The following is a 24,583-nucleotide window of genomic DNA, read 5'->3' as shown; positions in this document are numbered from 1 at the left end:
TCAGACCATCCCGGCGTCCTGCAGCATGGCCAGGGTCTGCTTCAGCGAGTCCAGCCTGCCCAGGTCGATCTTCGGCGGCTGCAGGGTCTCCAGCGGAGGCACGCCCTCGGCCGTCCGCACCCCCGCCGCCAGCGGGTACTCCTTGGTCTCCTCGGCGAAGTACTTCTGCGCCTGCGCCGACAACAGGAAGTCGACCGCCTTGTGCGCGTACGCGCTCCGCTTCTTGTCGCCGCCCTTGAGGATGCCCGCGCCGGCCACGTTGACCAGGCCGCCCGGGTCGCCCTTGGGCAGGAAGTGCACCTTGGCCTCGACCTTGTCCTGGCCCTCCTCGGCGACCTTCTCGTACCAGTAGTAGTGGTTGAGCAGGCCGAGCGAGACCTCGCCGGAGTCGACGGCGTTGAGGATGTCGGTGTTCTTCTCGTACGCCTTGGGCTCGTTGGCCTTGAGCCCCTTGAGCCAGTTCCGGGTGGCGTCGTCGCCCTCCAGGACGCGCATGCCGGTGACGAACGCCTGGAAGGAGGCGTTGGTCGGGGCGTAACCGATCTTGCCCTTCCACTCCGGCTTCACCAGCTCGTGGACGCTGTCCGGCGGCGTGGGCACTTTCTCCGGGTGGTACGCGAGGACCCTGACGCGCCCGCTGACGCCGGTCCAGTCACCGGCCGAACCGCGGAAGGCGGGCGCCACCTTGTCCAGTGTCGCCTTCGGCAGTGCGGCCAGGCGCCCTTCCTTGGACAGCGCGCCGAGCGCGCCCGCGTCCTGTGAGAGGAACAGGCCCGCCTCGGTCTTGTCGCCCTCCTCCAACAGCTGCGCCGACAGCTCGGCGCTGTCGCCGTAGCGGACCTCGACCGTGGTGCCGAGGTGCTTCTCCAGCTTCTCGATGAGCGGTTTCACCAGGTTCTCGTTGCGGCCGGAGTAGATGACGAGTCCGGCCGGTTCGCTGCTACAGGCCCCGAGGGCGGGCAGGAGCAGGCCACCCGCCGCGACGACAGCGGCGAGGCGGCGGGCCAAGGGGCGGGGCATGGACGTGCCTTCCTGACAGGGAAGCGGGGAACCTGTGAACCCCCTATGGATAAGGTAAAGCTAACCTCACCGTCAATCACGGCGTGATAACGGCCGTTCAACGGCCCGTCAGATACCGGATGCGCTGGTCCGTGACGTTTCTGTGCCTTTCCAGCGAAGTAAGGTCTGCCTAAGATGCGCCGCGTGCTCATCACCCCCGCCCCGTGCCCGGACACCAAGGCCGTCCCGTTCGCCCGTCACCTCGCGGCCTTCGGCGACCGCACGGCCCTGCTCACCCACGACGGCGAGGTGTCCTACCGCGAACTGGCCGCCCGGGTGGCGGACACCGCCCGGCGGCTCGGCGACGGCCGGCGTCTGGTGCTGCTCGCCGGCGCCCACACCGTGGACGCCCTCGTCACCTATCTGGCCGCCCTCTGCGCGGGCCACCCCGTCCTGCTGGTGCCGGGCGACAACCCCGGGGCGCTAGGGTCCCTGACCGCCGCGTACGACCCCGACGTCGTGGCCGCGGCGGACCAGCAGGGCACCTGGACGATCCACGAGCGGCGCGCCGGGTCCGCCCACACCCTCCACGAGGACCTCGCCCTGCTGCTGAGCACGTCGGGCTCGACCGGGTCCCCGAAGCTCGTCCGGCTTTCCCACGACAACCTCCAGGCCAACGCCGGAGCCATCGCCGCGTACCTCGGCATCCGCGCCGACGACCGGGCCGTGACCACCCTGCCCATGCACTACTGCTACGGCCTGTCCGTCATCAACAGCCACCTGCTGAGCGGCGCCGGACTCGTCCTCACCGACCTCTCGGTGGCCGACGCCTGCTTCTGGGACCTGTTCCGCGAGACCCGTGGCACGTCCTTCGCCGGCGTCCCGTACACCTTCGACCTGCTCGACCGCGTCGGCTTCGCGGACATGGACCTGCCGCACCTGCGCTACGTCACCCAGGCCGGCGGCCGGCTGGCCGCCGACCGGGTCGCCCACTACGCCGCGCTCGGCCGGCGCCGCGGCTGGGACCTGTTCGTGATGTACGGCCAGACCGAGGCGACCGCCCGCATGGCCTACCTGCCGCCCGAGCGCGCCACCAGCCACCCGCACGCGATCGGCATACCCGTGCCCGGCGGCTCCTTCCGGCTCCAGCCGCACCCCGACTGGCCCGAACCCGATACCGGCGAACTGGTCTACTCGGGCCCCAACGTCATGCTGGGGTACGCCGAGGACCCGGCCGACCTCGCCCTCGGCCGCACCCTCGGTGAACTCCACACCGGCGACATCGGGCGCCGCACACCGGACGGGCTCTACGAAGTCGTGGGCCGCGTCAGCCGGTTCGCGAAGATACTCGGCCTCAGGGTCGACCCCGAGCGGGTCGAGTCGACGCTCGCGGGCCACGGCATCACCGCGTACTGCGCGGGCGCCGACGACCGGCTGGTCGTCGCCGTACTCGGCGGCACGGACGCCACGCGCGTACGGCGCCTGGTCGCCCGTGACTGCGGCCTGCCGCCCCGGTCCGTCCACGTCCGGATCATGGCCGAACTCCCCAGGCTCCCCAGCGGGAAACCCGACTACCGCGCCCTGCGCGAACCCGCCCCCGAACCGCCCGCCCGGAGCGTTCCCTCGCCGGGCGAGCCCGTCGACGCGACGCGGCTGTGCCGCCTGTACGCCGAGATCCTCGACCGTGCCGACGTCACCGAGGACAGCAGCTTCACCAGCCTCGGCGGCGACTCGCTGTCGTACGTGGAGATGTCGCTGAACCTGGAACAGCTTCTCGGCCCCCTGCCGCCGCACTGGCACACACTGCCGATACGCGACCTGCTCCGGCCGGAGGAGAAGCGCTCCCCCACCGGGCGCGCCCGTCGGCTCCCCGGCATACGCACCCTCGACGCCAGCATCGCGCTGCGCGCCCTGGCGATCGTCTGCGTCGTCGGCTCGCACATCCCCGTCTTCCACATCAAGGGCGGCGCCCACCTCCTGCTCGCCGTCGCGGGGTTCAACCTCGCGCGCTTCCACCTCACCTCCGCGGGGCGCCGGGACCGTGCCCGCCACGCCGGGCGGAGCATGCTGCGCATCGCCGTGCCGACCATGGCGTGGACCGCCCTGATGCTCCTCGTCACCGAGGACTACGGGCTGCCCACCCTCCTCCTTTTCGAGAGCTTCCTCCCGCCGCGCCCGGACCACATCGCGCCCTTCTGGTTCATCGAGGTCCTGCTCTTCCTCCTGATCGCCGTCGTCGCGCTCCTCAGCCTCCCGGCCGTGGACCGGCTGGAGCGGCGTTACCCCTTCGGCCTGCCCATGACCCTCATGGCGGCCGGACTCCTCACCCGCTACGACGTCCTGGGCCTGCGCGAGCACATCCACCTGCCGTCGGCGGTGGTCCTGCCGTGGCTGTTCGCCCTCGGCTGGGCGGCGGCGAAGGCGAGCACGGCACGGCAACGGCTGCTCGTCACGGCGGCGGCCCTGGCCACCGTGCCGGGGTACTTCTCCGGCGAGCCGGCGCGCGAGGCCCTGATCATGGCGGGCTTCGTCCTCCTCGTCTGGGTGCCGAGCCTGCCGAGTGCCGCTCCGCTCAACCGGGTGGCCGGGGTGCTGGCGGGCAGCTCCCTCTACATCTACGTGGTCCACTGGCAGGTCTTCCCGCGCCTCGACCACATCTCCGGCTGGCTGGCGCTCATCGCCTCCCTCGTCGCCGGCGTCGCGTACGCCACGGTGGCGGCACGTCTCACCCGCGCCGTGCCCGCGTGGCGGCGTTCGCGGGCCTGACCAGCCCGTCGCGGACCGGCCCCACCGCCCCCGCCCCCGCCGGCAGGAGCCGCGCACCCCACCGGGTGGCTTCCGTACCGGTCATTCAGCCGTCGCACATCCACGCTCCGCCGCACGGTCACGTCGAATCCAGCCGGTCACGGAAGAAGTAAGGGGCCGGGCCGCCGCAGTCGGGGTCCGGGACCGTCCCGCCACCGGCACAGGAGACCACCATGCCCGCATCGCCCGCCGTGCTGACCCCCGCCCCGGCCGCCGAGCAGCAGCCCCGTTACGCCGTCTCGCTCGCCCAGCACCAGGAGGAGGTACGCGCCGCCCAGCGACTGCGCCACCTGGTGTTCGCGGGCGAGCTCGGGGCGCGTCTCGACGGGCCCGAACCGGGCCTGGACAGCGACGCGTTCGACGCGTACTGCGACCACCTCCTCGTACGCGAGGAAGTCACCGGCGACATCGTCGGCACCTACCGGCTTCTGCCGCCCGACCGGGCCAGGATCGCCGGGCGGCTGTACTCCGAGGGCGAGTTCGACCTCACGCGGCTCGCCCCCGTCCGCGACGACCTCGTCGAGGTCGGCCGCTCCTGCGTCCACCCCGCCCACCGCAACGGCGCCGTCATCTCCCTCATCTGGGCCGGTATCGCCCGCTACATGACCCGTACCGGACACACCTGGCTGGCCGGCTGCTGCTCCGTCCCGCTCGCGGACGGCGGCGCGCTGGCCGCCGCCACCTGGGACACCGTCAAGGCCAAGCACCTGGCGCCGGAGACGTACTGGGTGACGCCGCACAAGCTCTGGTCCGACGACGGCGTCGCCCGGCCCGCCGGCCGCACCGAGCTGCCGCCGCTGCTGCGGGGCTATCTGCGCCTGGGCGCCTGGGTGTGCGGGGCGCCCGCGCACGACCCGGACTTCGGCGTGGCCGACCTGTACGTCCTGTTGTCGCTGCGCCGCACCGACCCCCGCTACCTGCGCCACTTCCTGTCGCTGGCCCCCCTGGGATGAGCGGCTGGCTGCCGAGCGCCCCCTGCACGCCCCGCCACTGCGCCCGTCACCCCGGCAGGGCGGGCCGCGCACGGAGCCTCGCGCGGCTGGTGGCCGGCATCGTCGCCGTACTCTCCGGCGTGCTCCTCGCGCCGCTGACCGCGCCCCTGCGCCCCGCCGCCCGGCGACGGCTCACCCGGCTGTGGTGCCGGACGGTGATCCGCGCCTTCGGCGTGCGGGTACGGGTCGTGGGGACGCCCGCGCACGGTCCGCACCTCGTGGTCGCCAACCACGTCTCGTGGCTGGACATCCCGCTCGTCGCCGCCGTCCTGCCCGGCCGGATGCTCGCCAAGAGCGAGGTGCGCACGTGGCCGGTGCTCGGCCCGCTGGCCGCCCGTGGCGGCACCCTCTTCGTCGAGCGCGACCGCCTGCGCGCCCTGCCCGGCACGGTCCGGGACCTCGCCCGGGCGCTGGGCGACGGCTCGCCCGTCGTGGTCTTCCCGGAGGGCTCCACCTGGTGCGGCCGCGCCCAGGGGCACTTCCGCCCGGCGGCGTTCCAGGCCGCGCTGGACGCGGGGGCCGCCGTCCAGCCCGTACGCATCAGCTACCACCCGACCGGTCCGGCGGCGTTCGTCGGGGACGACCCGCTCGCCGCGTCGCTGTGGCGGGTGGCGGCGGCCCGGGGGCTGACGGCGGAGATCCGGATCCTGCCCCCGATCCCCGCCGGCTCCCACACGGACCGCCGCTCACTGGCCAGGGCGGCCCAGACGGCCGTCCGAACGGCCGTGCGGACCACGCACCGCACCGCCGACCCCACCACGGGCCGGATCCCCGTCCAGCGCACCGAAGGGACCGCCCTTCGGGCCACCGACCGGACCACCGACCGGGAGGCCGCGGTTCACACCGCCGTCGCCAGCGACAGCGCGAACCTCCCCTCACCGTCGGTCCACCAGTGCGCCAGCTCCATCCCGGCGCCCGCCAGCTCCCGCCGCACGCCCTCCTGACGGAACTTCGCCGACACCTCCGTACGCAGCTCCTCACCGGCCCCGAACGGGATCGCCAGATCGAGCTGCGGGATCTTCACGGTCAGCGCCTCCCGCGCCCGCAGCCGCATCTCGATCCACTCCTTGTCCCGGTCCCACACCGCCACATGGTCGAAGTCGGCCGGGTCGGCGTCCGCGCCCAGCTCGCGCGCCAGCACGGACAGCACGTTCTTGTTGAACTGGGCCGTCACGCCCGCCTCGTCGTCGTACGCGGCGATCAGCGTCCGCTCGTCCTTCACCAGGTCGGTGCCCAGCAGCAGCGCGTCACCGGGCGCCAGCAGCGACCGCACCGAGCGCAGGAACGCCTTCCGCTCCTCGGGCAGCAGGTTGCCGATCGTGCCGCCCAGGAAGGCGACCAACCGGGGCCCGGGCGTGCCGGGAAGAGCCAGGCCCCGGGTGAAGTCGGCGATCAGCGCGTGCACCAGCAGCCCCGGCCGCTCGGCGGTCAGCGCCTCGGACGCCGCCCGCAGGGCGCTCTCGCTGACGTCCACCGGCACGTAGTTCTCCAGCCCCGGCAGCAGCGCGTCGATCAGGTGCCGGGTCTTCTCCGAGGAGCCGGACCCGAGCTCCACCAGGGTCCGCGCCGAGGTGGCGGCGGCTATCTCCGCCGCCCGGTCGATCAGGATCTCCCGCTCCGCCCGCGTCGGGTAGTACTCGGGCAGCCGCGTGATCTCCTCGAACAGTTCGCTGCCCCGCGCGTCGTAGAACCACTTGGGCGGCAGTTCCTTCGGCGTACGGGTCAGGCCGTGCAGCACATCCGCCCGCAGATCGGCGCCGGTGGCGTCCTCGGGGAGGGTACGGGTCAACAGGAACGGGCTCACGCGGGTGGCTCCTTGAGCGGGGTCAGCAGAACATCGGTACGGGTCGCGGCGAGCACGGTGCGGTCGGGGACCTCGCGCCAGCCCGGATCGTCGTCGTACGGCTCCGAGGCCACGACCGTGCGGGCACGGCCGGGACCGGCACCGGGGCCGGTCAGGTACCACAGGGTGTCGCCCCAGGCGGTGGCGGCGATGGTCTCGCCGTCGCCCAGCAGCAGGTTCAGCCGCGAACCGGGCGCCGCGGCCGCGACGTCCAGCACGGTGTCGGCCAGCGCCTGAGCCGGCTCGTCCCCGTCCCGCAGCCGGTGCAGGACCAGCGCCCACACCAGGGCGGAGTCGTTGCGCGCCTCCAGCGACAGCAGCTCCTCGGCCGGCAGTCGCGCCGCGAGCCGCGCGAGCGAGCCGGGCCAGCCCCCGACCGCCCCGTTGTGGCTGAACAGCCACCGCCCGGCGCAGTACGGCGCGGCGGCCGCCTCCGCGTCCGCGCCGGCCAGCGTGGCGTCCCGGACGGCGGCCACCAGCGCCCCGGTGCGCACCACCCGCGCCAGGTCGGCGAAGGACAGGTCGGCCCAGATGGGCCCGGCGCGGCGGTAGCGGGCGGGCACCGGGTCCCCGTCCGCGTACCAGCCGACGCCGAAGCCGTCCGCGTTCACCGTGCCGTACCGCTGGCGGCGCGGCGCCCAGGACTGCCGGTACAGCCCGTGCGCGGGCTCCACGAGCACCTCACCGAGCGGTACCGCAGGCCCCACGTAGGCGATATGACGGCACATCAGGCGCCCTCCCCGTCCCGCGCCGTACGGAACCCGGAGAAGATCTGGCGCCGCACCGGCAGGTCCCAGTTGCGGAAGGTGCCCCGGCACGCCACCGGGTCGACCGCGAACGAACCGCCGCGCAGCACCTTGTGCCCCGGACCGAAGAAGACTGCCGAATACTCCTTGTACGGGAAGGCGACGAACCCCGGGTACGGCAGGAAGTCGCTGGACGTCCACTCCCACACGTCACCGATCAGCTGCCGCACACCGAGCGGCGACTGCCCGGCCGGATAGCTCCCGGCGGAGGCGGGGCGCAGATGCCGCTGCCCCAGGTTGGCGTGCGCGGGCGCCGGATCGTCGTCGCCCCACGGGTAGCGCAGCGAGCGGCCGGTGACCGGGTCGTGGCGGGCGGCCTTCTCCCACTCCTCCTCGGTCGGCAGCCGCCGCCCCGCCCAGCGCGCGTAGGCGTCGGCCTCGTACCAGCTGACGTGCAGCACGGGCTCGTCGGCGGGCACGGGCTCGACGACACCGAAGCGCCGCCGCAGCCACTGCCCGCCCTCACGCCGCCAGAACAGCGGCGCCTCGATGCCGTGTTCGCGGATCTGTGCCCAGCCCGCCGGGTCCCACCACCGCTCGTCGCGGTAGCCGCCGTCATCGATGAAGTGCTGGTACGCGCCATTGGTGACGGGCACCGTGTAGATGAAGAATTCCGGCACCACGCGCGCGTGCGCCGGCCGTTCGTTGTCCAGTGCCCATGGCTCGTTGGACGTCCCCATCGTGAAGACCCCGCCGGGCACCCGCACTTCGGCCGGCAGCCCGGTCGCGTCCGGGGCCGGCGCAGGCTCGGGCGCGTGGAGGGCGGCCGGCCCGCGCCGCAGCTGGTGGGTGATCAGCATCGTCTCGTCGTGCTGCTGCTCGTGCTGGGCGATCATCCCGAAGGCGAACGCGGCGTCGACCAGGGGCCGGCCGTCCTCCAGCGGAGTGCGCTCCAGGACGTCCAGGACCTGGCCGCGTACGTCCGAGGCGTACGCACGGGCCTCGGCGGGCGCGAGCAGCGGCAGCGACGGGCGGGTGGCCCTCGGGTGCTCGAAGGCGTCGTAAAGGTGGTCGATCCCGGGGCGCAGCGCCTCACGCCCCGCGACGGCCCGCAGCAGCCACTGCTCCTCCTGGTTGGAGATATGGGCGAGGTCCCATACCAAGGGTGACATCAACGGCGAGTGCTGCGCGGTCAGTTCACCGTCGTCGACACAGCCGGTGAGCAGGTCGGTGCGAGCCCGGGCGGTGGTCAGCGCGTCGAGCGCCCGCCGCCTGAGCGTCTCGGGGTCGGTCACGTGCGGATGTCCTTCCCGGGCGTCCCGGACACGGTCACGGAAACGGGGGTGAGCCGGTCGTCGGCGGGGCAGCGGCCCCGTACGACATGGCGCTCGTTGAACGCGGCGACCGCGTCGCGGACGGCGGCGGTGGCGCCCATCCGGGGCAGTGCCTCCAGGGCGAGCGCGAAGCAGGCGACGGCGGCGGCGCGCAGGGCGGGGGCGGCGAGGCCGTCCCGCGCGGCACTGCGCCACAGCGCGGCACGCGGCGGCGCCGCACCGTCACCGGCCGACCCCGCCAGGCGCTCGACCACGTCGTACGCGGCCCCGGCCGCCTCCGGGTCGTCGAACAGCGCGGCCGTGACGGCGAGCGGAACGATCCAGCCGTCCTCGCCCGGCTGGGCGTCGATCATCCGCAGTTCGAGGTGACCGCGCGGCCGGACGGGCGGGAACAGCGTGGTCAGGTGGTAGTCGAGGTCCGCGCGGGTGGCGGTCCTCGGCAGCCCGTACCGCAGCCAGTCCCGTAACGTCAGCGCCTCCGGCACCGCCCAGGGCCCGTCACCGTCCCGGACGCACATCACCGGCGCGTCCAGCACGTGCGCCGCCCAGGCGGAACGCGGCTCGCGCCCGGTGTCCGGCGCCATGCCCCGCACCGGATCGAGCTCCGCCCACAGGCCCTGCCGGGCCGACCGCAGCCCGGACGGTCTGCCGTGCAGCGTGGGCGAGTTGGCGAACGCGGCGACCAGCACCGGCCCGAGCAGGTGCGCCAGGCGCCAGCGCCGCTCGAAGCCCAGCGGCCCGGGCTCCTCGTGACCGGCGTCCACACACACCTGCACGGAGGCGGAATCGCGCATCATGGCGCGTCCCGCCGGACCCGTACGGTCCAGGTACCTCTCCATCGCCTCGTACCGGGGCTCGCGCAGCAGCAGGTCGCGCGGCGGGTGCCACGGGTCGGTACCGGAGCCGGTGAGGGTGAGACCGGAGGCGGCCAGCGCGGTGCGTACGGCCGTCAGATCGGCCGAGACGGTGGCGACGCACTCCATGAGGGACGCGGCAGGCGGCGAGCTGAGCTCCAGCTGCCCGCCGGGTTCGAAGGTGAGTGCCGACTTCAGCGGCAGGGCCCGCAGCCCGTCGAAGACGGTACGGAGCCGGTCGGGAGGAACGTGCAGGTGCGGGAGGTGCAGATCGTGGACGAACCACTCCAGTTCCACCCCGACGGTCCGGGGCGGACCGGTCTTGAAACAGATGCATCGCAGCAGATCCTCGGCCTCGTCCTCGGCCAGCGGTCCGCCACTCTCCGGTGCGTCGCACAGTGGCATGTGGGCTCCTCCCGTCGAAGGCGTTCCGTCCCACCTAAGCCACCGGCCCGTGATCGCACAAGAGCGCCCTCACGCTGCTCCCAGGTGCGGAAATCCGGTTGCCTGAAGCCTGAATGATTGTCGAGCATGCCGGGTATGAGCGCACGTCTGCGAGAGATCGCGAAGAGGACCGAGGACATCGTCGAAGCGGGCTGTTACCGCGCCCCCGACGGCCGCGAGGTCACCATAGGTCCCCAGGTCACCGCCGCCCTCGCCGGAACCCGGATGTACGGCCCGCAGCCCGTCCGGGTCACCCCCGCGACCGACCGGACGACCCGCTTCGAGGTGACCGGGGAGTCCAGTACGCAGGCGGCGCGGCGGCTCACCGAAGCCGCGCCCGGCCAGGTCGCGGTCCTCAACTTCGCCTCCGCCCGCAACCCGGGCGGCGGCTACCTGAACGGCGCACAGGCGCAGGAGGAGGCCCTGTGCCGCGCCTCGGCGCTGTACGCCACGCTGCTGCGCGTCCCCGAGTTCTACGACCACCACCGCGCCGAGCGCAGCCCCTTCTACACCGACCGGGTCATCCACTCTCCCGGCGTGCCCGTCTTCCGCGACGACCGCGGCGGGCTGCTCAACTCCCCCTACACCGTGGGATTTCTCACCTCGCCCGCGCCCAACGCCGGGGTCATCACCAGCCGTACCCCGGAGCAGGCGGCGCGCATACCGGCGGCGCTCGCCTCGCGCGCGGAACGGGTGCTGGAGACGGCGGCGGCCTGCGGTTACCGGCGCCTGGTGCTGGGCGCCTGGGGGTGCGGGGTCTTCCGCAACGACCCCGGGCAGGTGGCGGGGGCTTTCCGGGCGCTGCTGACCGGGGAGGGCCGGTTCGCCCGCCACTTCGACGAGGTCGTGTTCGCGGTCCTGGACCGTACGCCCCGGGCCACCACGCTGGGCGCGTTCCGCGACACGTTCGCGGCCGTCGCGGCCTGACGGCGCCTGAGGTGCGTGGCCGCGGGAACGTCTCTAGCGTCGGCTGCATGAGCACACATCCGCAGCGTTTCGAGATCCTGCTGGTGCCCGAGCACGTGGAGGGACACGACGCGGCGCACCTTGAGGACTTCGCGATCCGGTCGGCCGTCGTGGAGGCCACCGGTGAGATCGGCGCGTCGGGCTACCCGCGCTACGTCGGCGAGGGCATGGAGGCCGACATCGACCCCGAGACCCGCGCGGTCGAGGCCCTGCTGGTGGACGGCGCCGAGCTGGACTACGGCCTGAGCGCCCGTATCCGTTGACAGCGCCCCGGCCAGGGAAGGAGACTCGGCGGCAGGCTGAAATGAACAATATTTCACCCAGCGAACAGCCGAGGCAGGTGGGAGAGACCCGATGAGCATCCGCGACGTCCACATCGTCGACGCCGTCCGCACGCCGATCGGCAAGTTCGGGGGCGCCCTCTCCTCCGTACGGCCGGACGACCTCGCCGCCCACGTCGTGAAGGCGCTCGTGGACCGCACCCCGGCCCTCGACCCGGCCCGGATCGATGACGTCTACCTCGGCGACGCCAACGGCGCCGGCGAGGACAACCGCGACGTCGCCCGCATGGCCGTCCTCCTCGCCGGGCTCCCCGTCTCCGTACCCGGCGTCACCGTCAACCGCCTCTGCGGCTCCGGCCTCGAAGCCGTCATCCAGGCGGCACGCGCCATCGCGCTCGGTGACGCCTCGGTGGTGCTCGCGGGCGGCGTCGAGTCGATGTCCCGCGCGCCCTGGGTGCTCCAGAAGCCCGAGCGCGCCTTTCCCGCCGGCCACCAGCAGCTCCACTCGACCACGCTCGGCTGGCGCATGACCAACCCGAGGATGCCCGCCGAATGGACCGTCCCGCTCGGCGAGGGCGCCGAACTGATCGCCGACAAGCACGCCATCACCCGCGAACAGCAGGACGCCTTCGCCCTGACCAGCCATCGCAAGGCGGCGGACGCGTGGGCCAAGGGGCTGTACGACGGTGAGGTCGTCCCGTACCCGGGAGCGGAGCTCACCCGCGACGAGAGCGTCCGCGACAACACGTCCATGGAGGCGCTCGCCAGGCTCAAGCCGTCGTTCCGCGCCGACGGCACCGTGACGGCCGGCAACGCCTCCCCGCTCAACGACGGAGCCGCCGCGCTGCTGCTGGTGGACGAGGAGGGCCTCAAGGCCTGCGGCCGCGAGCCGCTCGCCCGTATCCGCGCCTCCGCCGTCACCGGCATCGAGCCCCAGCTCTTCGGCCTCGGCCCGGTGGAGGCCGTCCAGCGGGCCCTGGCCAAGGCGGGCCGCACCTTCGCCGACCTGACCACGTTCGAACTGAACGAGGCGTTCGCCGCGCAGTCACTGGGCTGCCTCGCCGAGTGGCCGGACCTCGACCCGGCCGTCGTCAACCCGCGCGGCGGGGCCATCGCCATCGGCCACCCCCTGGGCGCCTCGGGCGCCCGCCTGGCCGGCTCGGTGGCCCACCAACTGGCCGCCGCGGGCTCGGGCACGGGGCTCGCGGCGCTGTGTATCGGGGTGGGGCAGGGGCTGGCGCTGGTCCTGGAACGCTGACGGCGAAGAACCCTGGAGGGCGAAAACCCTGAAGGGCGAAGAACCCTGACGGCGGCCCTGACCCGGCCCGTCCGCCTCCGTCAGCTTCCGCCTCCGTCAGCTCTGGGGATGGGCCTCCTTGATCGACTTGCGTACCTCGTCCATGTCCAGCTGACGGGCCTGCCCGATCAGGTCCTCCAGGGCCGGCTCGGGCAGCGCGCCGGGCTGGGCGAACACGGCGACCTTGTCGCGGACGATCATCAGCGTGGGAATCGACTGGATGTTGAACGCCTCGGCCAGCTCCCGCTGCGCCTCCGTGTCGACCTTGGCGAACACCAGGTCGGGATGGCGCTCCGACGCGCTCTCGAACACCGGGGCGAACTGGCGGCACGGTCCGCACCAGGCAGCCCAGAAGTCGATCAGGACGAAATCGTTGTCCGTCACGACCTGGTCGAAGTTCTCCTTGGTGAGCTCTACGGTGCTCATGCTGCCTACCTCTTCCCGGTATAGGTGGGGATCGCCCCGCACAACGGTGCCCGGGGCCGCGCTATTCCGACTCCGTACCGACTGCCCATGTGGCCACGGCGCACACGTACCACCAGACTGTGCCCATGACGCAGACGGTGGAGTACGACGTCGTGGTGGTGGGCGCGGGACCGGTCGGCGAGAACGTGGCGGACCGGGCCGCCGCGGCCGGACTGAGCGTCGCCGTGGTCGAGAGCGAACTCGTCGGCGGTGAATGCTCCTACTGGGCGTGCATGCCCAGCAAAGCCCTGCTCCGGCCGGTGATCGCCCGCGCCGACGCCCGCAAGGTGCCCGGACTGCGTGACGCCGTACGGGGCCCGCTGGACGCCGCCGCGGTGCTCGCCCACCGCGACGCGTACGTGTCGCACTGGAAGGACGACGGCCAGGTCCGCTGGCTCGACTCGATCGGCGCCCGCCTCTACCGCGGCCACGGCAGGCTGGACGGCACCAGGAGGGTCGCCGTCACCGGCCCGGACGGCGCCCGGCACGTGCTGACCGCCCGGCACGCCGTCGCCGTGTGCACCGGCAGCCGCGCCGTCCTACCCGACCTGCCCGGCCTCGCCGGTGCCCGGCCCTGGACCAGCCGCGAGGCGACGGCCGCCCAGCACGTGCCCGGCCGGCTCGTGGTGGTCGGCGGGGGAGTGGTGGGCAGCGAGATGGCCACCGCCTGGCAGGCGCTCGGCTCCCACGTCACCGTGCTGGTACGCGGAGGGGGCCTCCTGCCGAGGATGGAGCCGTTCGTCGGCGAGCACGTGGCGGACGCGCTCACCGACGCCGGCGCCGACATCCGTACCGGTGTGGCCGTCACCGCCGTCGAGCGCCCCGACCCCACCGGACCGGTCACGCTCGTCCTGGACGACGGCGGGCGCGTCGAGGCCGACGAGGTCCTCTTCGCCACCGGCCGCGCGCCGCGTACCGACGACCTCGGTCTGGAGAGCGTCGGGCTGGAACCGGGCTCGTGGCTGTCCGTCGACGACAGCTGCCTGGTCGAGGGCAGTGACTGGCTGTACGCGGTCGGGGACGTCAACCACCGGGCGCTGCTCACCCACCAGGGCAAGTACCAGGCGCGTATCGCCGGAGCCGCCATCGGCGCCCGTGCCGACGGCGGGGCCCCGCTGGACACCGGACCCTGGGGCGCCCATGTCGCGACCGCCGACCACGCCGCCGTACCGCAGGTCGTCTTCACCGACCCGGAGGCCGCGGCGGTCGGCCTGACCCTCGCCGAGGCGCAGGCGACGGGCCACCGGGTACGGGCCATCGACCACGACCTCGCCTCCGTGGCCGGCTCCGGTCTCTACGCGGACGGGTACCGGGGCCGCGCCCGTATGGTCGTCGACCTGGAGCGCGAGATCCTCCTCGGCGTCACCCTGGTGGGCCCGGCGGTGGGGGAACTGCTCCACTCGGCGACCATCGCGGTCACCGCCGAGGTCCCGATCGCCCGCCTGTGGCACGCGGTCCCGGCGTACCCCACGATCAGCGAGGTGTGGCTGCGGCTGCTGGAGACATACCGCGGATAGACCCTCCGGCACGCTTCAGCACTTCACCGCCGTCTGGGAGGCGGCGATGGCCCTGTCCAGCGCCTCCAGGTGGGGCCGGATCCGCTTGGTGGCCTGGGCGCCCGTGGCGCCGCGGGGGAGGTCGTCGATGGCCCTGCTGAGACGGTCGTACGCGTCGGAGACCGCGCCCGCCCTGGCCTTGCGGATGCCCCGCGCGCCGCGCGTCACCAGGTCCACGTGGTGGGCCACGTCCTCCCGCAGGTCCCGGAGGTCGTCGTACCCCCTCGACCGGGGGCTGAGGCCGGCCAGCTTGCCCGCGTCCATCCTCAGCCCCCCGAGGTCCTCGCAGAGCGCGTGGACGGCGGCCCTGGTCCGTTGGCGGGGGGACGGGGCGTCGGCGGAGCAGCCCGTCAGTGACAGGGGCACGGCGGCGAGAAGGAGGACGGCGAGTGGCGTACGGCACGGTATCCGGCCGCCCGAAGGCGCCGCGGCGGAGGAAGAGTTGAGGTCGCCCATGGCCCCATGCAATGCCGGGCGCCCGCCGTCTGCCCGCGGGTGGCGCCGAACGGGTGAACCGCGCGGGTCGCGCGAAGGCGCTCACGCGCCGGCGCGCCGGCGCGCTCAGGCCGGATGGAGGCCGGGCAGACCCGTACCGGTGGAGAAGGAGGCGGCCGTGCTGAGCGTGCCACCGGGTCTGGTGACGGCCGAGAGGGTCTTGAAGCTGATGTCGGCCTGGAGCATCCCCAGCGTGATCACGGTGTAGCCCCGGCGCCCGTCGTAGAACTTCAGGTGCGGATTGGCCTGGGTGAGGTTGTTCCAGTTGCCGGGCTTCTGGGCGCCGTCCCTGCCGCTGCTGACGGACGTCGTGGCGATCTCGGTGCCGACGACCCGGGAGGCGGGGTTGTTGAAGTCGGCCTTCAGGTCGAAGCCGTAGGCGACGTGCGCGTCACCGGAGAGCACCATCAGGTTGTCCACGCCCGCCGCTGTCGCCCCGTCCAGGATGCGCTTGCGGGAGGCGGGGTAGCCGTCCCAGGCGTCCATGGAGAGCTTGTAGTCGGGGGTCGGGACGTTGCGCCGCTGGGCGAAGGTGACCTGCTGTGGCACGACGTTCCACGTGGCGTCGGAGTTCTTCCACCCGTCGAGCAGCCAGCGCTCCTGCTCGGCGCCGATCATGGTCCGCGAGGGGTCCTCGGACTCGGGTCCCGGGGTCTGCCAGCCGTCGCCGTAGGCCTGGTTGGAGCGGTACTGGCGGGTGTCGAGGATGTCGAACTGGGCGAGCTGTCCGAAGCGCAGCCGCCGGTACAGCCGCATGTCGGGACCCGACGGATGCTGGGGGGCGCGCAGTGGCTGGTTCTCCCAGTACGCCCGGTAGGCGGCGGCCCGGCGCAGCAGGAACTCCTCGGGCGGTACGGCGTTCTCGGGGATCGCGCCCGCGTAGTTGTTCTCCGTCTCGTGGTCGTCCCAGGTGACGACGAACGGGTGCGCGGCGTGGGCGGCCTGGAGGTCGGCATCCGACTTGTAGAGGGCGTAACGCAGCCGGTAGTCCTGCAGCGTGACGGTCTCGCGGTTGAAGTGCGCGGGCAGCTGCCGATCGGTATAGCCCCGGTGGCCGCCCGCCGCGTCGACGCCGTACTCGTAGATGTAGTCGCCCAGATGCAGCACCATGGCCAGGTCCTCGTTGGCGAGGTGCCGGTACGCCGTGTAGTAGCCGTCGAAGTAGGCGGCGCAGGCGACCGCGGCGAAGGACAGGTCGGGGGTGAAGAAGGCGTCGGGCGAGGGGGCGGTGCGGGTGCGGCCGACAGGGCTGATCCAGGTACCGGTGCGGAAGCGGTAGTAGTACGCGCGGTCCGCGTCCAGCCCCGGCACCTCCACATGGACGCTGTGACCGTACTCGGGATGGGCGGTGGCGACACCGCTCTTGATGACGGCGAAGAACCGCTCGTCGTAGGCGACCTCCCACTGCACCGTCACGCGCTCGGCCGGCAGGCCGCCATCGGCCTCGTACGGACTCGGCGCGAGACGGGTCCACAGCAGGACGGAGTCCGGCAGCGGGTCCCCGGAGGCGACCCCCAAGGTGAACGGGTCCTTGGTGATCTTCCTGGCCTCCAGCTCGGCGGCGCTCGCGGCACCGGCGGCCGGCAGGTTCGTGGTGAACGCGAGCGCGGCGGCGGCACCGGCGACGGTCAGGAAGCGACGGCGCCCCATACGGCGGGCGGCGGCACGGATCTCGGGCATGTGAGTTCTCATATGGCTCGTCATATGCCCGCTTTACACCTGTTGTTGCCCTGGCATCCGGGTGGTTACCTGACGGCCCGTAAGGTGTGACGGTCTTATCAATGGCCTCCCCCTCCCGGCGCTCGCCCGGGCGGGGCTGGGTTGGGTGGCGTGAGCAATCTTGATCGTCAGGCCGCGCTCTCCGTCTGCGGGGGCCGGGGGTTCGGGGTCGCCGAGCCGGTCAGGGAGCTCCTGAGCCCCCGCCGCGTACGCCTGGGGGAATCCACCGAGGTACGCCGGCTGCTCCCCAACCTCGGCCGCCGCATGGTGGGGGCGTGGGCCTTCGTCGACCACTACGGGCCGGACGGCATCGCGGACGACCCCGGCATGCAGGTGCCGCCGCACCCGCACATGGCCTACAGACCGTCAGCTGGCTGCACCAGGACGAGGTCCTGCACCGCGACAGCACGGGCAGCCTCCACGAGGTCGCCCTCACGGCGTGGTGCATGTACTCCCGCTCCAGCCAGAAGCCAGAAGCCAGAAGCCAGAAGCCAGAAGCCAGAAGCCAGAAGCCAGAAGCCGGGAGCCGGAAGCCGGCGGTCCAGGCCGGTAGGTGGCCGGGGCGGGAAAGTTCCGCGACAGACCCTGGCCCGTTCACATGCCCGCGGGGTGCTTGGAGGAGAGGAACACGAGGGCTCCAACCTCACGGCCGCGCCTGATCCGGCAAGGTGAGAATGTCGGCTCCGTCGTGAGTGATAGCGATCGTGTGCTCACTGTGTGCTGACCGGCAGCCTGTAGCACTTCGGAGCGTCCACCCATCGGCATCAGTGACGAGTTGAGCGGTGTCCGCCATGACCCACGGCTCCAGCGCCAGCAGCAGCCCAGGGCGCAGTTTGTATCCACGGCCCGGCCGTCCGGTGTTCGCAACGTGCGGGTCCTGGTGCATCGTCGATCCGATGCCGTGACCTCCGAACTGGGTGTTGATCGGGTACCCCGCCCCGCTGAGGACCGTGCCGATGGCGTGGGAGATGTCGCCGATACGTGCCCCGGGCCCGGCAGCGGCGATCCCTGCGGCTAGCGCGCGTTCGGTCGCACTGATCATCGCGACACTCTCCGGGGGCCTTGCGTCGCCCACGATGAAGCTGATGGCGGCGTCTGCGGCGACTCCGCCTCTGGAGACGGCGAGGTCGAGGGTCAGCAGATCGCCGTCAGCAAGCGTGTAGTCGTATGGCCGTCCGTGGAGCACGGCGTCGTTGACGGCCGTGCAGATGTAGTGGCCGAACGGACCGCGTCCGAAGGACGGCTCGTAGTCGACGTAACAGGACGTGGCTCCCGCCTCGACGATCATGGCCTGGGCCCATCGGTCGATGTCCAGAAGGTTCGTGCCGATCGTGCTGCGGCTCTTCAGCGCCTGCAGGATGTCAGCGACCAGGGCGCCCGAGTCTCGTGCTCGGGCCAGCAGGGTGGGGTTCAGGATCTCGATCACGGGGCGTCCTTCTCGCGCAGCCAATAACTATACCGGCCATACAGTACCGGTATTAGAATCGGAGCCATGGTCAGATTGCCGCTCACTCCCGCAGAGGTCGAACGCGGACAGCGCCTCGGTGCCCTCCTGCGACGGGCCAGAGGAGAGCGCTCGATGCTCGATACCGCGCTCGCCGCACGTGTCTCACCGGAAACCCTCCGGAAGATCGAGACGGGCCGCGTGGCCACCCCCGCCTTCCCGACCATCGCGGCGATCGCCGACGTCCTCGGCCTCTCCCTCGACGCGGTGTGGGCCGAGATCAGCCAGCCCAAACCTGGCACCAGAGCGACCGACTCTGGTCACCACGCACAAGAGCAGTTGGCTTCGTAAGTCCCCATCCCGCAGGGTCTAGCGACCGCGGGACGAGGCTCCGGCGGGGCGGCCCGTGGTCCGGCGGCCTGGCGGTGAGTACGCCTGCTGCGTGCTTCGGCCGCTGGGGAGGCGGCCGCCGGTGGCGCGAGCGCGACCGGATGGATGGGCGCATCCGGAGGCGTACCTCGCCGCGGACATCTGCGTCGGGCGGCCGTGGACGCAATGTTCCTCGAGGACGCCAAGGCCGCCGTCGTACGGACAACTCCACGGCGACGTACAAGGTCAAGCCGTCGGACGTACCCGCCGACGCCGTCACCTCCTGCGGCTCCGGCCTCGACCCCCACATCTCACCCCAGTACGCGAAGCTCCAGGCCCACCGGGTCGCCGAACGCAACGACCTCGGCGTCGACCGGGTGGAGAAGCTGGTCGCCGACCACACCGAGGAACGCATCCTGGGCTTCATGGGCGAGCCACGAGTCAACGTCCTGAAGCTGAACATCGCCCTGAAGGAACTCACCCGGAAGTGACCGCGCCATGGGCGGGAGCCGCCCGGCCCCGCCCATGGCCGCACGGTCGTTCCCGTACATCGAGGAAGGCGGGTCGGCGCGCCGACCGCGCTCGGCAGCCGTTTCCGGGACGCCTTTCCGGCCGAGTGCCGCTCGGCCTACTACGGCGAAGGATCACACCGTGGGCTGGAAACCGTTGATCGTGGCCTCCACCATGCGTGCCACCCGGGCCAGCTCCGCCCTTGTCGGGGCCGCGGGGACCTTGAGGTTCTGCCACACCACCACGAAGTCGACGCCCCGGTTGCTGTCGTGCACTTTCAGCGCCTCCGACACCACCTGCTCCACGACTCCCGCGCTGTTCGGCTTGAGGGGGCCGAGACCGATTTTCGCGTGTGTGGCGGCGATCCCCGAGTCCGGCCAGAGCAGTTCTCGGTGGAACCAGCTTCGGAAGTCACCTGCGAGCATCTGGATCAGGTCGGTGGGGCGGCCGCTCTCCAGGCTCCCGTCGAACATCCGGGTGACGAGCTTCGCCATGTCCACGGCCGTCGTGGCCTGGGCGACCTGGCCGTCGTTCGTGGACGCGATCCGCACCGGCGTCCACTGCCCCAAATAGTCGCCGGCGAGCCATGCGCCCCGTTCCGTCCCGCGGTCGAAGAAGCCGTCGTCCGCCGTTTTGGCGTTCATAAAACCGAAGGCGACACCGTGGATACAGGCCGCCGCAGGTGCGTTCTGCTGCTGGATCAGCATGCCTTTGAGGTGAGTCAGATAATCCTGGGCGAAGTCGACGTCGACCGGCTTCCCGGTCGCGTCGAGTTGCGTCTCAAGGACGGTCCGATACGCCGGCAGGATCTTGGTGTCGTCGGATCCGTGCTGCGCCTTGATCTTGGTGGGCGTGGCGGTGCGTATCTGCCCGTCGAATTCTGAGGAAAGCGATGCGAAGAACATCGCGGGTGTCGCCGGTTGTCGTTCCAGGAGCAGATTGCGGGAGAAGAATCGGAGCGTGTGCGCAGCGTACATCGCGAGTACCTTGACCATGCTCCCTGAGAAGTGCACCTCATGGTGGCGATGCCCTGCCCACGCGCGCGTGTCATTGTCCTCGAGGGCGACCACGGCCAGCGAGACGCGTTCCAGGGCCGTACGATCGGCCCCGGTCAAGCCGTTCATGAAGACGTCGAGTGCGTCCTGCATGCTGCGGTTGCGGTCGGGTGCGCCTTCCGGCTGCAGATTGTCGCCGTACGCACCGGTGAACATTTCCATGATGTGCGACTCTCTCCTGTGTACGAGCCGGGGAGCGCAGTACCCCGCCTCTGCGACCGCCGCTTCCTTCTGCGCCTGTGACGGCGGGGAGTGACTGCGCATCATGTCGATCCGGCCCCCACGGCCGGGAAGGCCCGCTCGGCCCCGGGGGGTGCGGGACAGCTCGTCGGTTCCCCGGTAACTGCTCGGGATGAGGGGAGTGGTCCGAGGTGATTTACCGGACAACTGTTAGCCGCCCGCGGTGATCCGGGCCCCATGGCCCTGTTTTTCCCGCATTCCATCCTTGTATGGAATTCGGCACTCCTCAACCAGGTGACCGGCCGCCGGTCACTGGGGTGCCGGGGGCCTGACGCGGCCGTCCGGGCCTCGGTGCAGCGGGAGCGTTAGGGTGCGGCCGTGACCACGCCCGCCGCGGGCGTGCAGATCGCGACTGTGGGAGCGGGAGCTCGACCTGGTGCTCCCCGCCGGCCCTCGGGCCTTCCACCCCGCAAGGGTGTGCTCCAGGAGTTACATTGACAGTGCGTATGCCTTCGGCTTTCCGGCCTTCCCGGCCCCCTTTCATACAGAATTCAACTGAACTCCCTTGCTCCGGAAGGAGCGAACGCCATGCGTGTGATCGCCTACTACATGCATGAGCGGGAAGCCGCCAAGGCGCTGGAGATGCTCAGCAACGCCTCCGCCACCGGAAGTTTCGTCATCGGGGACATCGACGAGGGTGACCTGCACCGGCTGGAAGCGGCCGGGCTGACGATCGACCGCCTCGACCCGGACGCCCGCGCCGAAACCCCTGCCGTCACCCGCGCCACACTGGCCGGCCGCGACACCGGGGTGGAGGAGGGCCCGCAAGGCGAACCCGTTCCCCTGGAACCGGGCGTGCCGGCGCAATGGATGCTACGGCTGGGGGGACCGCTGCTCGATGACTACCGCCTCAAGATCCTCAACCTGGGCGTCGTCCTCCAGCGCGCCGTTCCCACCCACGCGTACCTGGTCACGGCCACCCCCGAGGAGGCCGAGGACCTGATCGATCTGCCGTTCGTCAGATCCGTGGAGCGTTACGGTCCGCAACTGGCCGCTCCGGTCCGGTTCACGGCCGGGGATGCCGGTGAAGAGCGAACGGTTGAATCCGGCACCTTCATGCGTACATGGGACGTGACGCTGACGGACGCGGACGCCCGCGCCGGTGTGCGGTCATGGCTCCAGGCCCACGCGGACGAAGGGGGCCCGAGGATCGTGGCGGAGGGCGGCCGCCGCCTCCGTATCGAGCTCGCCGCCGGCTCTCCTCTGGAAGGGGAGATCAAGCAGGTTCCCGGCGTCGTGGAGATGACGCAGTACGTACCCCCGAAGCTCTTCAATGACGTCGCCCGCGTGCTGATGGGTGTGACGTCATCGGGGAACCCGGGCACCGACCTGCCCTTCACCGGCAAGGGCCAGATCGTCGCCGTGGCCGACAGCGGGCTCGACGACACGCACCCGGACTTCGACGGCCGTGTCGTCGACACCGTCGCCCTCGGCCGCCCCGGCGACTCCTCGGACCCTCACGGGCACGGCACACACGTGGCCGGGTCCATCGTGGGTGACGGATCGGCGTCCCAGGGCGCCTTCCGCGGTGTGGCGCCCGAGGCGGGGCTGTACTTCCAGTCGATCATGAAAGCGAACGGTGGGCTCAAGCTGCCGCTCTCCCTGGAAGAGCTCTTCGAGCCCGCCTACCAAGCCGGCGCCCGCATCCACAACAACAGCTGGGGAGCGTCGACCGAGGCGGCCTACACAGCCAACTCCGACGACGTCGACGCGTACATGCGACGCCGGCGCGACATGCTCGTCGTCATCGCCGCCGGGAACGACGGTACGGCAGCCGTGCGCCTGCACGCGGAGAAGGGGTTCGTCGACTGGCTGTCGCTGGGCTCCCCGGGATCGAGCAAGAACGCGCTGACGGTGGGCGCGGCCCGCACCAGCAGGACCGACGGACCGGGCGCCCGAATCACCTGGGGTCAGTGGGAAGGGGGCGTGCCCTTCCCGGACGACCCGATCGCCGACGAACGGGTCTCCGGCGACCCCGAGGCGCTGGCCGCGTTCAGCAGTCGCGGCCCGTGCGACGACTGGCGGGTGAAGCCCGACGTCGTCGCCCCCGGCACCGACATCCTCTCGGCACGGGCGACCACCGCCCCCAAGCCGAACTTCTGGGGCCTCCATCCGAACACCAAGTACGCGTTCATGGGCGGCACCAGCATGGCGGCGCCGCTCGTCGCGGGCTGCGCCGCGCTGGTACGGGAGTACTACGTACGCGAACGGCAGACCAAACCGAGCGCCGCGCTCCTCAAGGCCACCCTCATCAACGGAACAAGAAGGCTCACGGCGCAGGACGCGACCGCGGAGGAGCCCCACTTCCACCAGGGCTTCGGTGCGGTGCACCTGCCCTCGACGCTTCCCGACTCGGGCAGCCCGGACCTGGCCCTCGAGTTCGCGGACACATGGGAGACCCCCGCCCGGCAACTGGCGCTGACCGGCGAGGCGATCCGCTTTTCCGTGGAGGCGGCGTCGGGCACGCCACTGCGGGTGTGCCTGGCGTACACCGACCTGCCGGGCCGGGCGCTGCAGAACGACCTCAGCATGCTGATGCAGGCCCCCGACGGCATCAAGCACGCCGGCAACGGAGATCTCCCCCACCAGCTCCTGAGCACGGACAGCACCAACAACGTGGAAGTGATCCGCATCCCGGCGCCCAAGGCCGGCCGCTACCTGATCCAGGTCTTCGCCCGCAGCCTTCTGAAGGGGCCGCAGGACTACGCCCTTGTCGTCACCGGCAAGCTGACGAGCCCCCTCGAGCGGGTGTCCGGCGGCTGACGAGTCAGCTCCGCCGGAACGAGACTTCGGCCGGGCGTCCGTTGGCGTACGACCCGCTGTGACAGGCCTGGCGGCCGTCAGCCCCCGCCGGGCTGTTGGTGGGCCCGCCCCGTAGCGCTCACGGTGCGCTTGCCGTCCTGTGGAGGTAGCGCCCGGTAACGCGGTTGACGCATGGGGTGATTCAGCATGAAGGGGGGCAATCCATGTTGCCGGAGCAGGTGTTTTGAGCGACCCTGGTAGAGAGATTCTGTATCTGACGAGACGCCTGAATGCCTGAACCAGGCGGCCCACGACGAAGCCCCTGGTGCCTTCGAAGCGCGACGTTACGACGACAGCGCGACGTTACGACGACTCCGGAAGACGACCAGTGGGCCGTGTGTCATCAAAGCGGCCAACGGTGGCCTGTTCGACGAACCCCCACGCCGTCGGCCGGCGAGTTCGGCGCGCTCGCGCCCCGCGGGTGCCCGGCTTCGCGGCCGGAGCGAGGAGCCGTCTCGGGGGCACGCGCACAGGCCGAGGCCGGCTGTCGCACGTTGACGCGCCAACGTCGCGTCGTGCGCTCCGGAGGATGAAATGACGACGACCAACGTGCAGTTGACCTGTCCGACCTGTGGAGAGGTGACGACCCATTCGGTTGAGACGGACGGAACGCAGGAGCCGTACGGAGTGCGCATGCACCAACGACTCTCCGGCCTGACCAGGCCCGACGTGGGCTACCGCAACAGTCCGCACCGGTCCGGCGGGAGCCCCATGGTCCCCCAGGGCATCGTGATCCATTACACGGCCGGCCGGTACGACGGGGCCGTCGGCTGGTTCCAGAATCCCGTGTCGCAAGTCTCGGCCCACTTCGTCGTCGCCAGGGACGGACGCCGTATCCAGATGGTCCCGCTGCCGGATCCGGACACCGGGGGGCCCAGGGACGGCAAGTACAAGGCCTGGCACTGCAAGGGTGGCAACAGCGTGTACTTCGGCATCGAGCACGAGTACGGATACTCCGGCGCGACCGGCCCCGCGGACTGGACGGAGGAAATGCTCGACTCCTCCGCCGAGCTGTCCGCCTACTTGTGCGCCCTGTACGACATCCCCATCGATGTACCACTCGACCCGGACACCCGCGACTGGTACACCGGATTCGGCGGGCACTACAACGTACCGGGCAACGACCACACCGACCCGGGGCCGCACTTCCCCTGGGACTACTACATCAACCGCGTGGAGGACTTCTCCAACAGCCTGTGGGAATCGCCGCTGCCCGTCCCTGCCACGACGCAGCAGGTGGCCCACCGGACGCTGTAGCGGCACGGGCGGCGCGCCCGCCCGCCGCGGCCCCCGCCCCGGCCAAGAGCCGCCGACCGGAGGGTGATCGCGCGTCCCGTACGCACCCCTTCACGTACCCCTTCCCAGCA

The 24,583-nt window shown here is 71.6% G+C and carries 20 protein-coding genes and 2 pseudogenes; 12 read left to right on the top strand and 10 right to left on the bottom strand.

Going from position 1 to position 24,583, the window contains the following annotated elements; translation table 11 throughout:
• Entirely contained in the window at positions 1–1,020 is a 1,020-nt protein-coding gene (locus QWM81_RS17700) for an iron ABC transporter substrate-binding protein (RefSeq protein WP_290113003.1), read from the bottom strand.
• A gap of 183 nt (positions 1,021–1,203) precedes the next feature.
• Here QWM81_RS17700 and QWM81_RS17695 point away from each other — a divergent pair, with 183 nt between their 5' ends.
• The 3 genes from QWM81_RS17695 to QWM81_RS17685 all read left to right on the top strand — a co-directional run bounded on the left by QWM81_RS17695 (position 1,204) and on the right by QWM81_RS17685 (position 5,740).
• Entirely contained in the window at positions 1,204–3,765 is a 2,562-nt protein-coding gene (locus QWM81_RS17695; protein WP_290113002.1) for an AMP-binding protein, read from the top strand.
• A gap of 212 nt (positions 3,766–3,977) precedes the next feature.
• On the top strand, positions 3,978–4,757 hold the full coding sequence (locus QWM81_RS17690; RefSeq protein ID WP_290113001.1) for a GNAT family N-acetyltransferase: 780 nt from the start codon (positions 3,978–3,980) through the stop codon (positions 4,755–4,757).
• Positions 4,754–5,740: a lysophospholipid acyltransferase family protein gene (locus QWM81_RS17685; protein WP_290113000.1), complete on the top strand. Its 987-nt coding sequence runs from the start codon at positions 4,754–4,756 to the stop codon at positions 5,738–5,740. Before QWM81_RS17690 ends, QWM81_RS17685 begins: the two co-directional genes overlap by 4 nt.
• On the opposite strand, the gene egtD is transcribed toward QWM81_RS17685, so the two are convergent.
• Genes egtD through egtA form a run of 4 tightly spaced genes read right to left on the bottom strand, consistent with a single transcriptional unit; the run spans position 5,635 to position 9,978 of the window.
• Positions 5,635–6,600 carry an L-histidine N(alpha)-methyltransferase gene (gene egtD, locus QWM81_RS17680; protein ID WP_290112998.1) on the bottom strand — a complete coding sequence of 322 codons (966 nt, stop codon included), beginning with the start codon at positions 6,598–6,600 and terminating at the stop codon, positions 5,635–5,637. The two genes, QWM81_RS17685 and egtD, sit on opposite strands and share 106 nt — an antisense overlap.
• Positions 6,597–7,367: an ergothioneine biosynthesis protein EgtC gene (egtC, locus tag QWM81_RS17675; protein ID WP_290112997.1), complete on the bottom strand. Its 771-nt coding sequence runs from the start codon at positions 7,365–7,367 to the stop codon at positions 6,597–6,599. The genes egtD and egtC overlap by 4 nt, the downstream gene beginning before the upstream one ends.
• Positions 7,367–8,680 carry an ergothioneine biosynthesis protein EgtB gene (gene egtB / locus QWM81_RS17670; RefSeq protein ID WP_290112996.1) on the bottom strand — a complete coding sequence of 438 codons (1,314 nt, stop codon included), beginning with the start codon at positions 8,678–8,680 and terminating at the stop codon, positions 7,367–7,369. Before egtB ends, egtC begins: the two co-directional genes overlap by 1 nt.
• A complete protein-coding gene (gene egtA / locus QWM81_RS17665) occupies positions 8,677–9,978 on the bottom strand; it encodes an ergothioneine biosynthesis glutamate--cysteine ligase EgtA (protein ID WP_290112995.1) in 1,302 nt (433 codons plus the stop codon). The genes egtB and egtA overlap by 4 nt, the downstream gene beginning before the upstream one ends.
• A 135-nt stretch (positions 9,979–10,113) precedes the next feature.
• On the opposite strand from egtA, the gene QWM81_RS17660 reads away from it, so the two are divergent.
• The 3 genes from QWM81_RS17660 to QWM81_RS17650 all read left to right on the top strand — a co-directional run bounded on the left by QWM81_RS17660 (position 10,114) and on the right by QWM81_RS17650 (position 12,522).
• Positions 10,114–10,944: a TIGR02452 family protein gene (locus QWM81_RS17660; RefSeq protein WP_290112994.1), complete on the top strand. Its 831-nt coding sequence runs from the start codon at positions 10,114–10,116 to the stop codon at positions 10,942–10,944.
• A 47-nt stretch (positions 10,945–10,991) separates the two neighbouring features.
• A complete protein-coding gene (locus QWM81_RS17655) occupies positions 10,992–11,246 on the top strand; it encodes a hypothetical protein (protein ID WP_290112993.1) in 255 nt (84 codons plus the stop codon).
• Positions 11,247–11,337: 91 nt separating this feature from the next.
• Positions 11,338–12,522, top strand: a complete 1,185-nt coding sequence (locus QWM81_RS17650; protein WP_290112992.1) for a thiolase family protein — start codon at positions 11,338–11,340, stop codon at positions 12,520–12,522.
• Positions 12,523–12,618: 96 nt separating this feature from the next.
• Here the strand turns inward: QWM81_RS17650 and trxA are convergent, their stop codons facing one another.
• Positions 12,619–12,987 (bottom strand): thioredoxin, encoded by a 369-nt coding sequence (trxA, locus tag QWM81_RS17645; RefSeq protein ID WP_290112991.1) that lies wholly within the window; start codon positions 12,985–12,987, stop codon positions 12,619–12,621.
• A gap of 125 nt (positions 12,988–13,112) precedes the next feature.
• On the opposite strand from trxA, the gene QWM81_RS17640 reads away from it, so the two are divergent.
• A complete protein-coding gene (locus QWM81_RS17640) occupies positions 13,113–14,543 on the top strand; it encodes a dihydrolipoyl dehydrogenase family protein (RefSeq protein ID WP_290112990.1) in 1,431 nt (476 codons plus the stop codon).
• A 15-nt stretch (positions 14,544–14,558) separates the two neighbouring features.
• On the opposite strand, the gene QWM81_RS17635 is transcribed toward QWM81_RS17640, so the two are convergent.
• Together QWM81_RS17635 and QWM81_RS17630 are read right to left on the bottom strand one after the other, a co-directional pair.
• Positions 14,559–15,038, bottom strand: a complete 480-nt coding sequence (locus QWM81_RS17635; protein ID WP_290112989.1) for a hypothetical protein — start codon at positions 15,036–15,038, stop codon at positions 14,559–14,561.
• A 105-nt stretch (positions 15,039–15,143) separates the two neighbouring features.
• Positions 15,144–16,757 (bottom strand): alkaline phosphatase D family protein, encoded by a 1,614-nt coding sequence (locus QWM81_RS17630; RefSeq protein WP_290112988.1) that lies wholly within the window; start codon positions 16,755–16,757, stop codon positions 15,144–15,146.
• Positions 16,758–16,907: 150 nt separating this feature from the next.
• Between QWM81_RS17630 and QWM81_RS17625 the strand changes: the two are divergent.
• Positions 16,908–17,215: pseudogene (locus QWM81_RS17625) on the top strand (pirin family protein); the annotation flags it as partial.
• 224 nt (positions 17,216–17,439) lie between these two features.
• Here QWM81_RS17625 and map read toward each other — a convergent pair.
• Positions 17,440–18,222 carry a type I methionyl aminopeptidase gene (gene map / locus QWM81_RS17620; protein ID WP_290112986.1) on the bottom strand — a complete coding sequence of 261 codons (783 nt, stop codon included), beginning with the start codon at positions 18,220–18,222 and terminating at the stop codon, positions 17,440–17,442.
• Between the two features lie 66 nt (positions 18,223–18,288).
• Here map and QWM81_RS17615 point away from each other — a divergent pair, with 66 nt between their 5' ends.
• Together QWM81_RS17615 and QWM81_RS17610 are read left to right on the top strand one after the other, a co-directional pair.
• A complete protein-coding gene (locus tag QWM81_RS17615; protein ID WP_290112985.1) occupies positions 18,289–18,591 on the top strand; it encodes a helix-turn-helix domain-containing protein in 303 nt (100 codons plus the stop codon).
• 207 nt (positions 18,592–18,798) lie between these two features.
• A pseudogene (locus QWM81_RS17610) lies at positions 18,799–19,100 on the top strand (potassium-transporting ATPase subunit C); the annotation flags it as partial.
• A 153-nt stretch (positions 19,101–19,253) separates the two neighbouring features.
• Here the strand turns inward: QWM81_RS17610 and QWM81_RS17605 are convergent.
• Positions 19,254–20,336 (bottom strand): hypothetical protein, encoded by a 1,083-nt coding sequence (locus QWM81_RS17605; RefSeq protein WP_290112984.1) that lies wholly within the window; start codon positions 20,334–20,336, stop codon positions 19,254–19,256.
• Between the two features lie 606 nt (positions 20,337–20,942).
• On the opposite strand from QWM81_RS17605, the gene QWM81_RS17600 reads away from it, so the two are divergent.
• Both QWM81_RS17600 and QWM81_RS17595 read left to right on the top strand, forming a co-directional pair.
• Positions 20,943–23,177 carry a S8 family serine peptidase gene (locus QWM81_RS17600; RefSeq protein ID WP_290112983.1) on the top strand — a complete coding sequence of 745 codons (2,235 nt, stop codon included), beginning with the start codon at positions 20,943–20,945 and terminating at the stop codon, positions 23,175–23,177.
• Positions 23,178–23,849: 672 nt separating this feature from the next.
• A complete protein-coding gene (locus QWM81_RS17595) occupies positions 23,850–24,473 on the top strand; it encodes an N-acetylmuramoyl-L-alanine amidase (RefSeq protein WP_290112982.1) in 624 nt (207 codons plus the stop codon).
• Positions 24,474–24,583 lie beyond the last annotated feature (110 nt).

Origin of the sequence: Streptomyces ficellus, assembly GCF_030406405.1 — a bacterium.
GTDB lineage: Bacteria > Actinomycetota > Actinomycetes > Streptomycetales > Streptomycetaceae > Streptomyces > Streptomyces ficellus_B.
The sequence above is the reverse complement of the archived record's forward strand: the minus strand, read 5'-3'. Positions and strand labels throughout refer to the sequence as shown.

What these genes read in the sequence shown, in the direction of transcription:
- QWM81_RS17640 (WP_290112990.1), top strand. Translation starts at nt 13,113, where the DNA reads ATGACGCAGACGGTGGAGTACGACGTCGTGGTGGTGGGCGCGGGACCG.
- QWM81_RS17630 (WP_290112988.1), bottom strand. Translation starts at nt 16,757, where the DNA reads ATGCCCGAGATCCGTGCCGCCGCCCGCCGTATGGGGCGCCGTCGCTTC.
- egtC (WP_290112997.1), bottom strand. Translation starts at nt 7,367, where the DNA reads ATGTGCCGTCATATCGCCTACGTGGGGCCTGCGGTACCGCTCGGTGAG.
- QWM81_RS17685 (WP_290113000.1), top strand. Translation starts at nt 4,754, where the DNA reads ATGAGCGGCTGGCTGCCGAGCGCCCCCTGCACGCCCCGCCACTGCGCC.
- QWM81_RS17655 (WP_290112993.1), top strand. Translation starts at nt 10,992, where the DNA reads ATGAGCACACATCCGCAGCGTTTCGAGATCCTGCTGGTGCCCGAGCAC.
- QWM81_RS17650 (WP_290112992.1), top strand. Translation starts at nt 11,338, where the DNA reads ATGAGCATCCGCGACGTCCACATCGTCGACGCCGTCCGCACGCCGATC.
- QWM81_RS17690 (WP_290113001.1), top strand. Translation starts at nt 3,978, where the DNA reads ATGCCCGCATCGCCCGCCGTGCTGACCCCCGCCCCGGCCGCCGAGCAG.
- QWM81_RS17595 (WP_290112982.1), top strand. Translation starts at nt 23,850, where the DNA reads ATGCACCAACGACTCTCCGGCCTGACCAGGCCCGACGTGGGCTACCGC.
- egtA (WP_290112995.1), bottom strand. Translation starts at nt 9,978, where the DNA reads ATGCCACTGTGCGACGCACCGGAGAGTGGCGGACCGCTGGCCGAGGAC.
- QWM81_RS17700 (WP_290113003.1), bottom strand. Translation starts at nt 1,020, where the DNA reads ATGCCCCGCCCCTTGGCCCGCCGCCTCGCCGCTGTCGTCGCGGCGGGT.
- QWM81_RS17635 (WP_290112989.1), bottom strand. Translation starts at nt 15,038, where the DNA reads ATGGGCGACCTCAACTCTTCCTCCGCCGCGGCGCCTTCGGGCGGCCGG.
- QWM81_RS17660 (WP_290112994.1), top strand. Translation starts at nt 10,114, where the DNA reads ATGAGCGCACGTCTGCGAGAGATCGCGAAGAGGACCGAGGACATCGTC.
- QWM81_RS17605 (WP_290112984.1), bottom strand. Translation starts at nt 20,336, where the DNA reads ATGGAAATGTTCACCGGTGCGTACGGCGACAATCTGCAGCCGGAAGGC.
- QWM81_RS17615 (WP_290112985.1), top strand. Translation starts at nt 18,289, where the DNA reads ATGGTCAGATTGCCGCTCACTCCCGCAGAGGTCGAACGCGGACAGCGC.
- QWM81_RS17600 (WP_290112983.1), top strand. Translation starts at nt 20,943, where the DNA reads ATGCGTGTGATCGCCTACTACATGCATGAGCGGGAAGCCGCCAAGGCG.
- trxA (WP_290112991.1), bottom strand. Translation starts at nt 12,987, where the DNA reads ATGAGCACCGTAGAGCTCACCAAGGAGAACTTCGACCAGGTCGTGACG.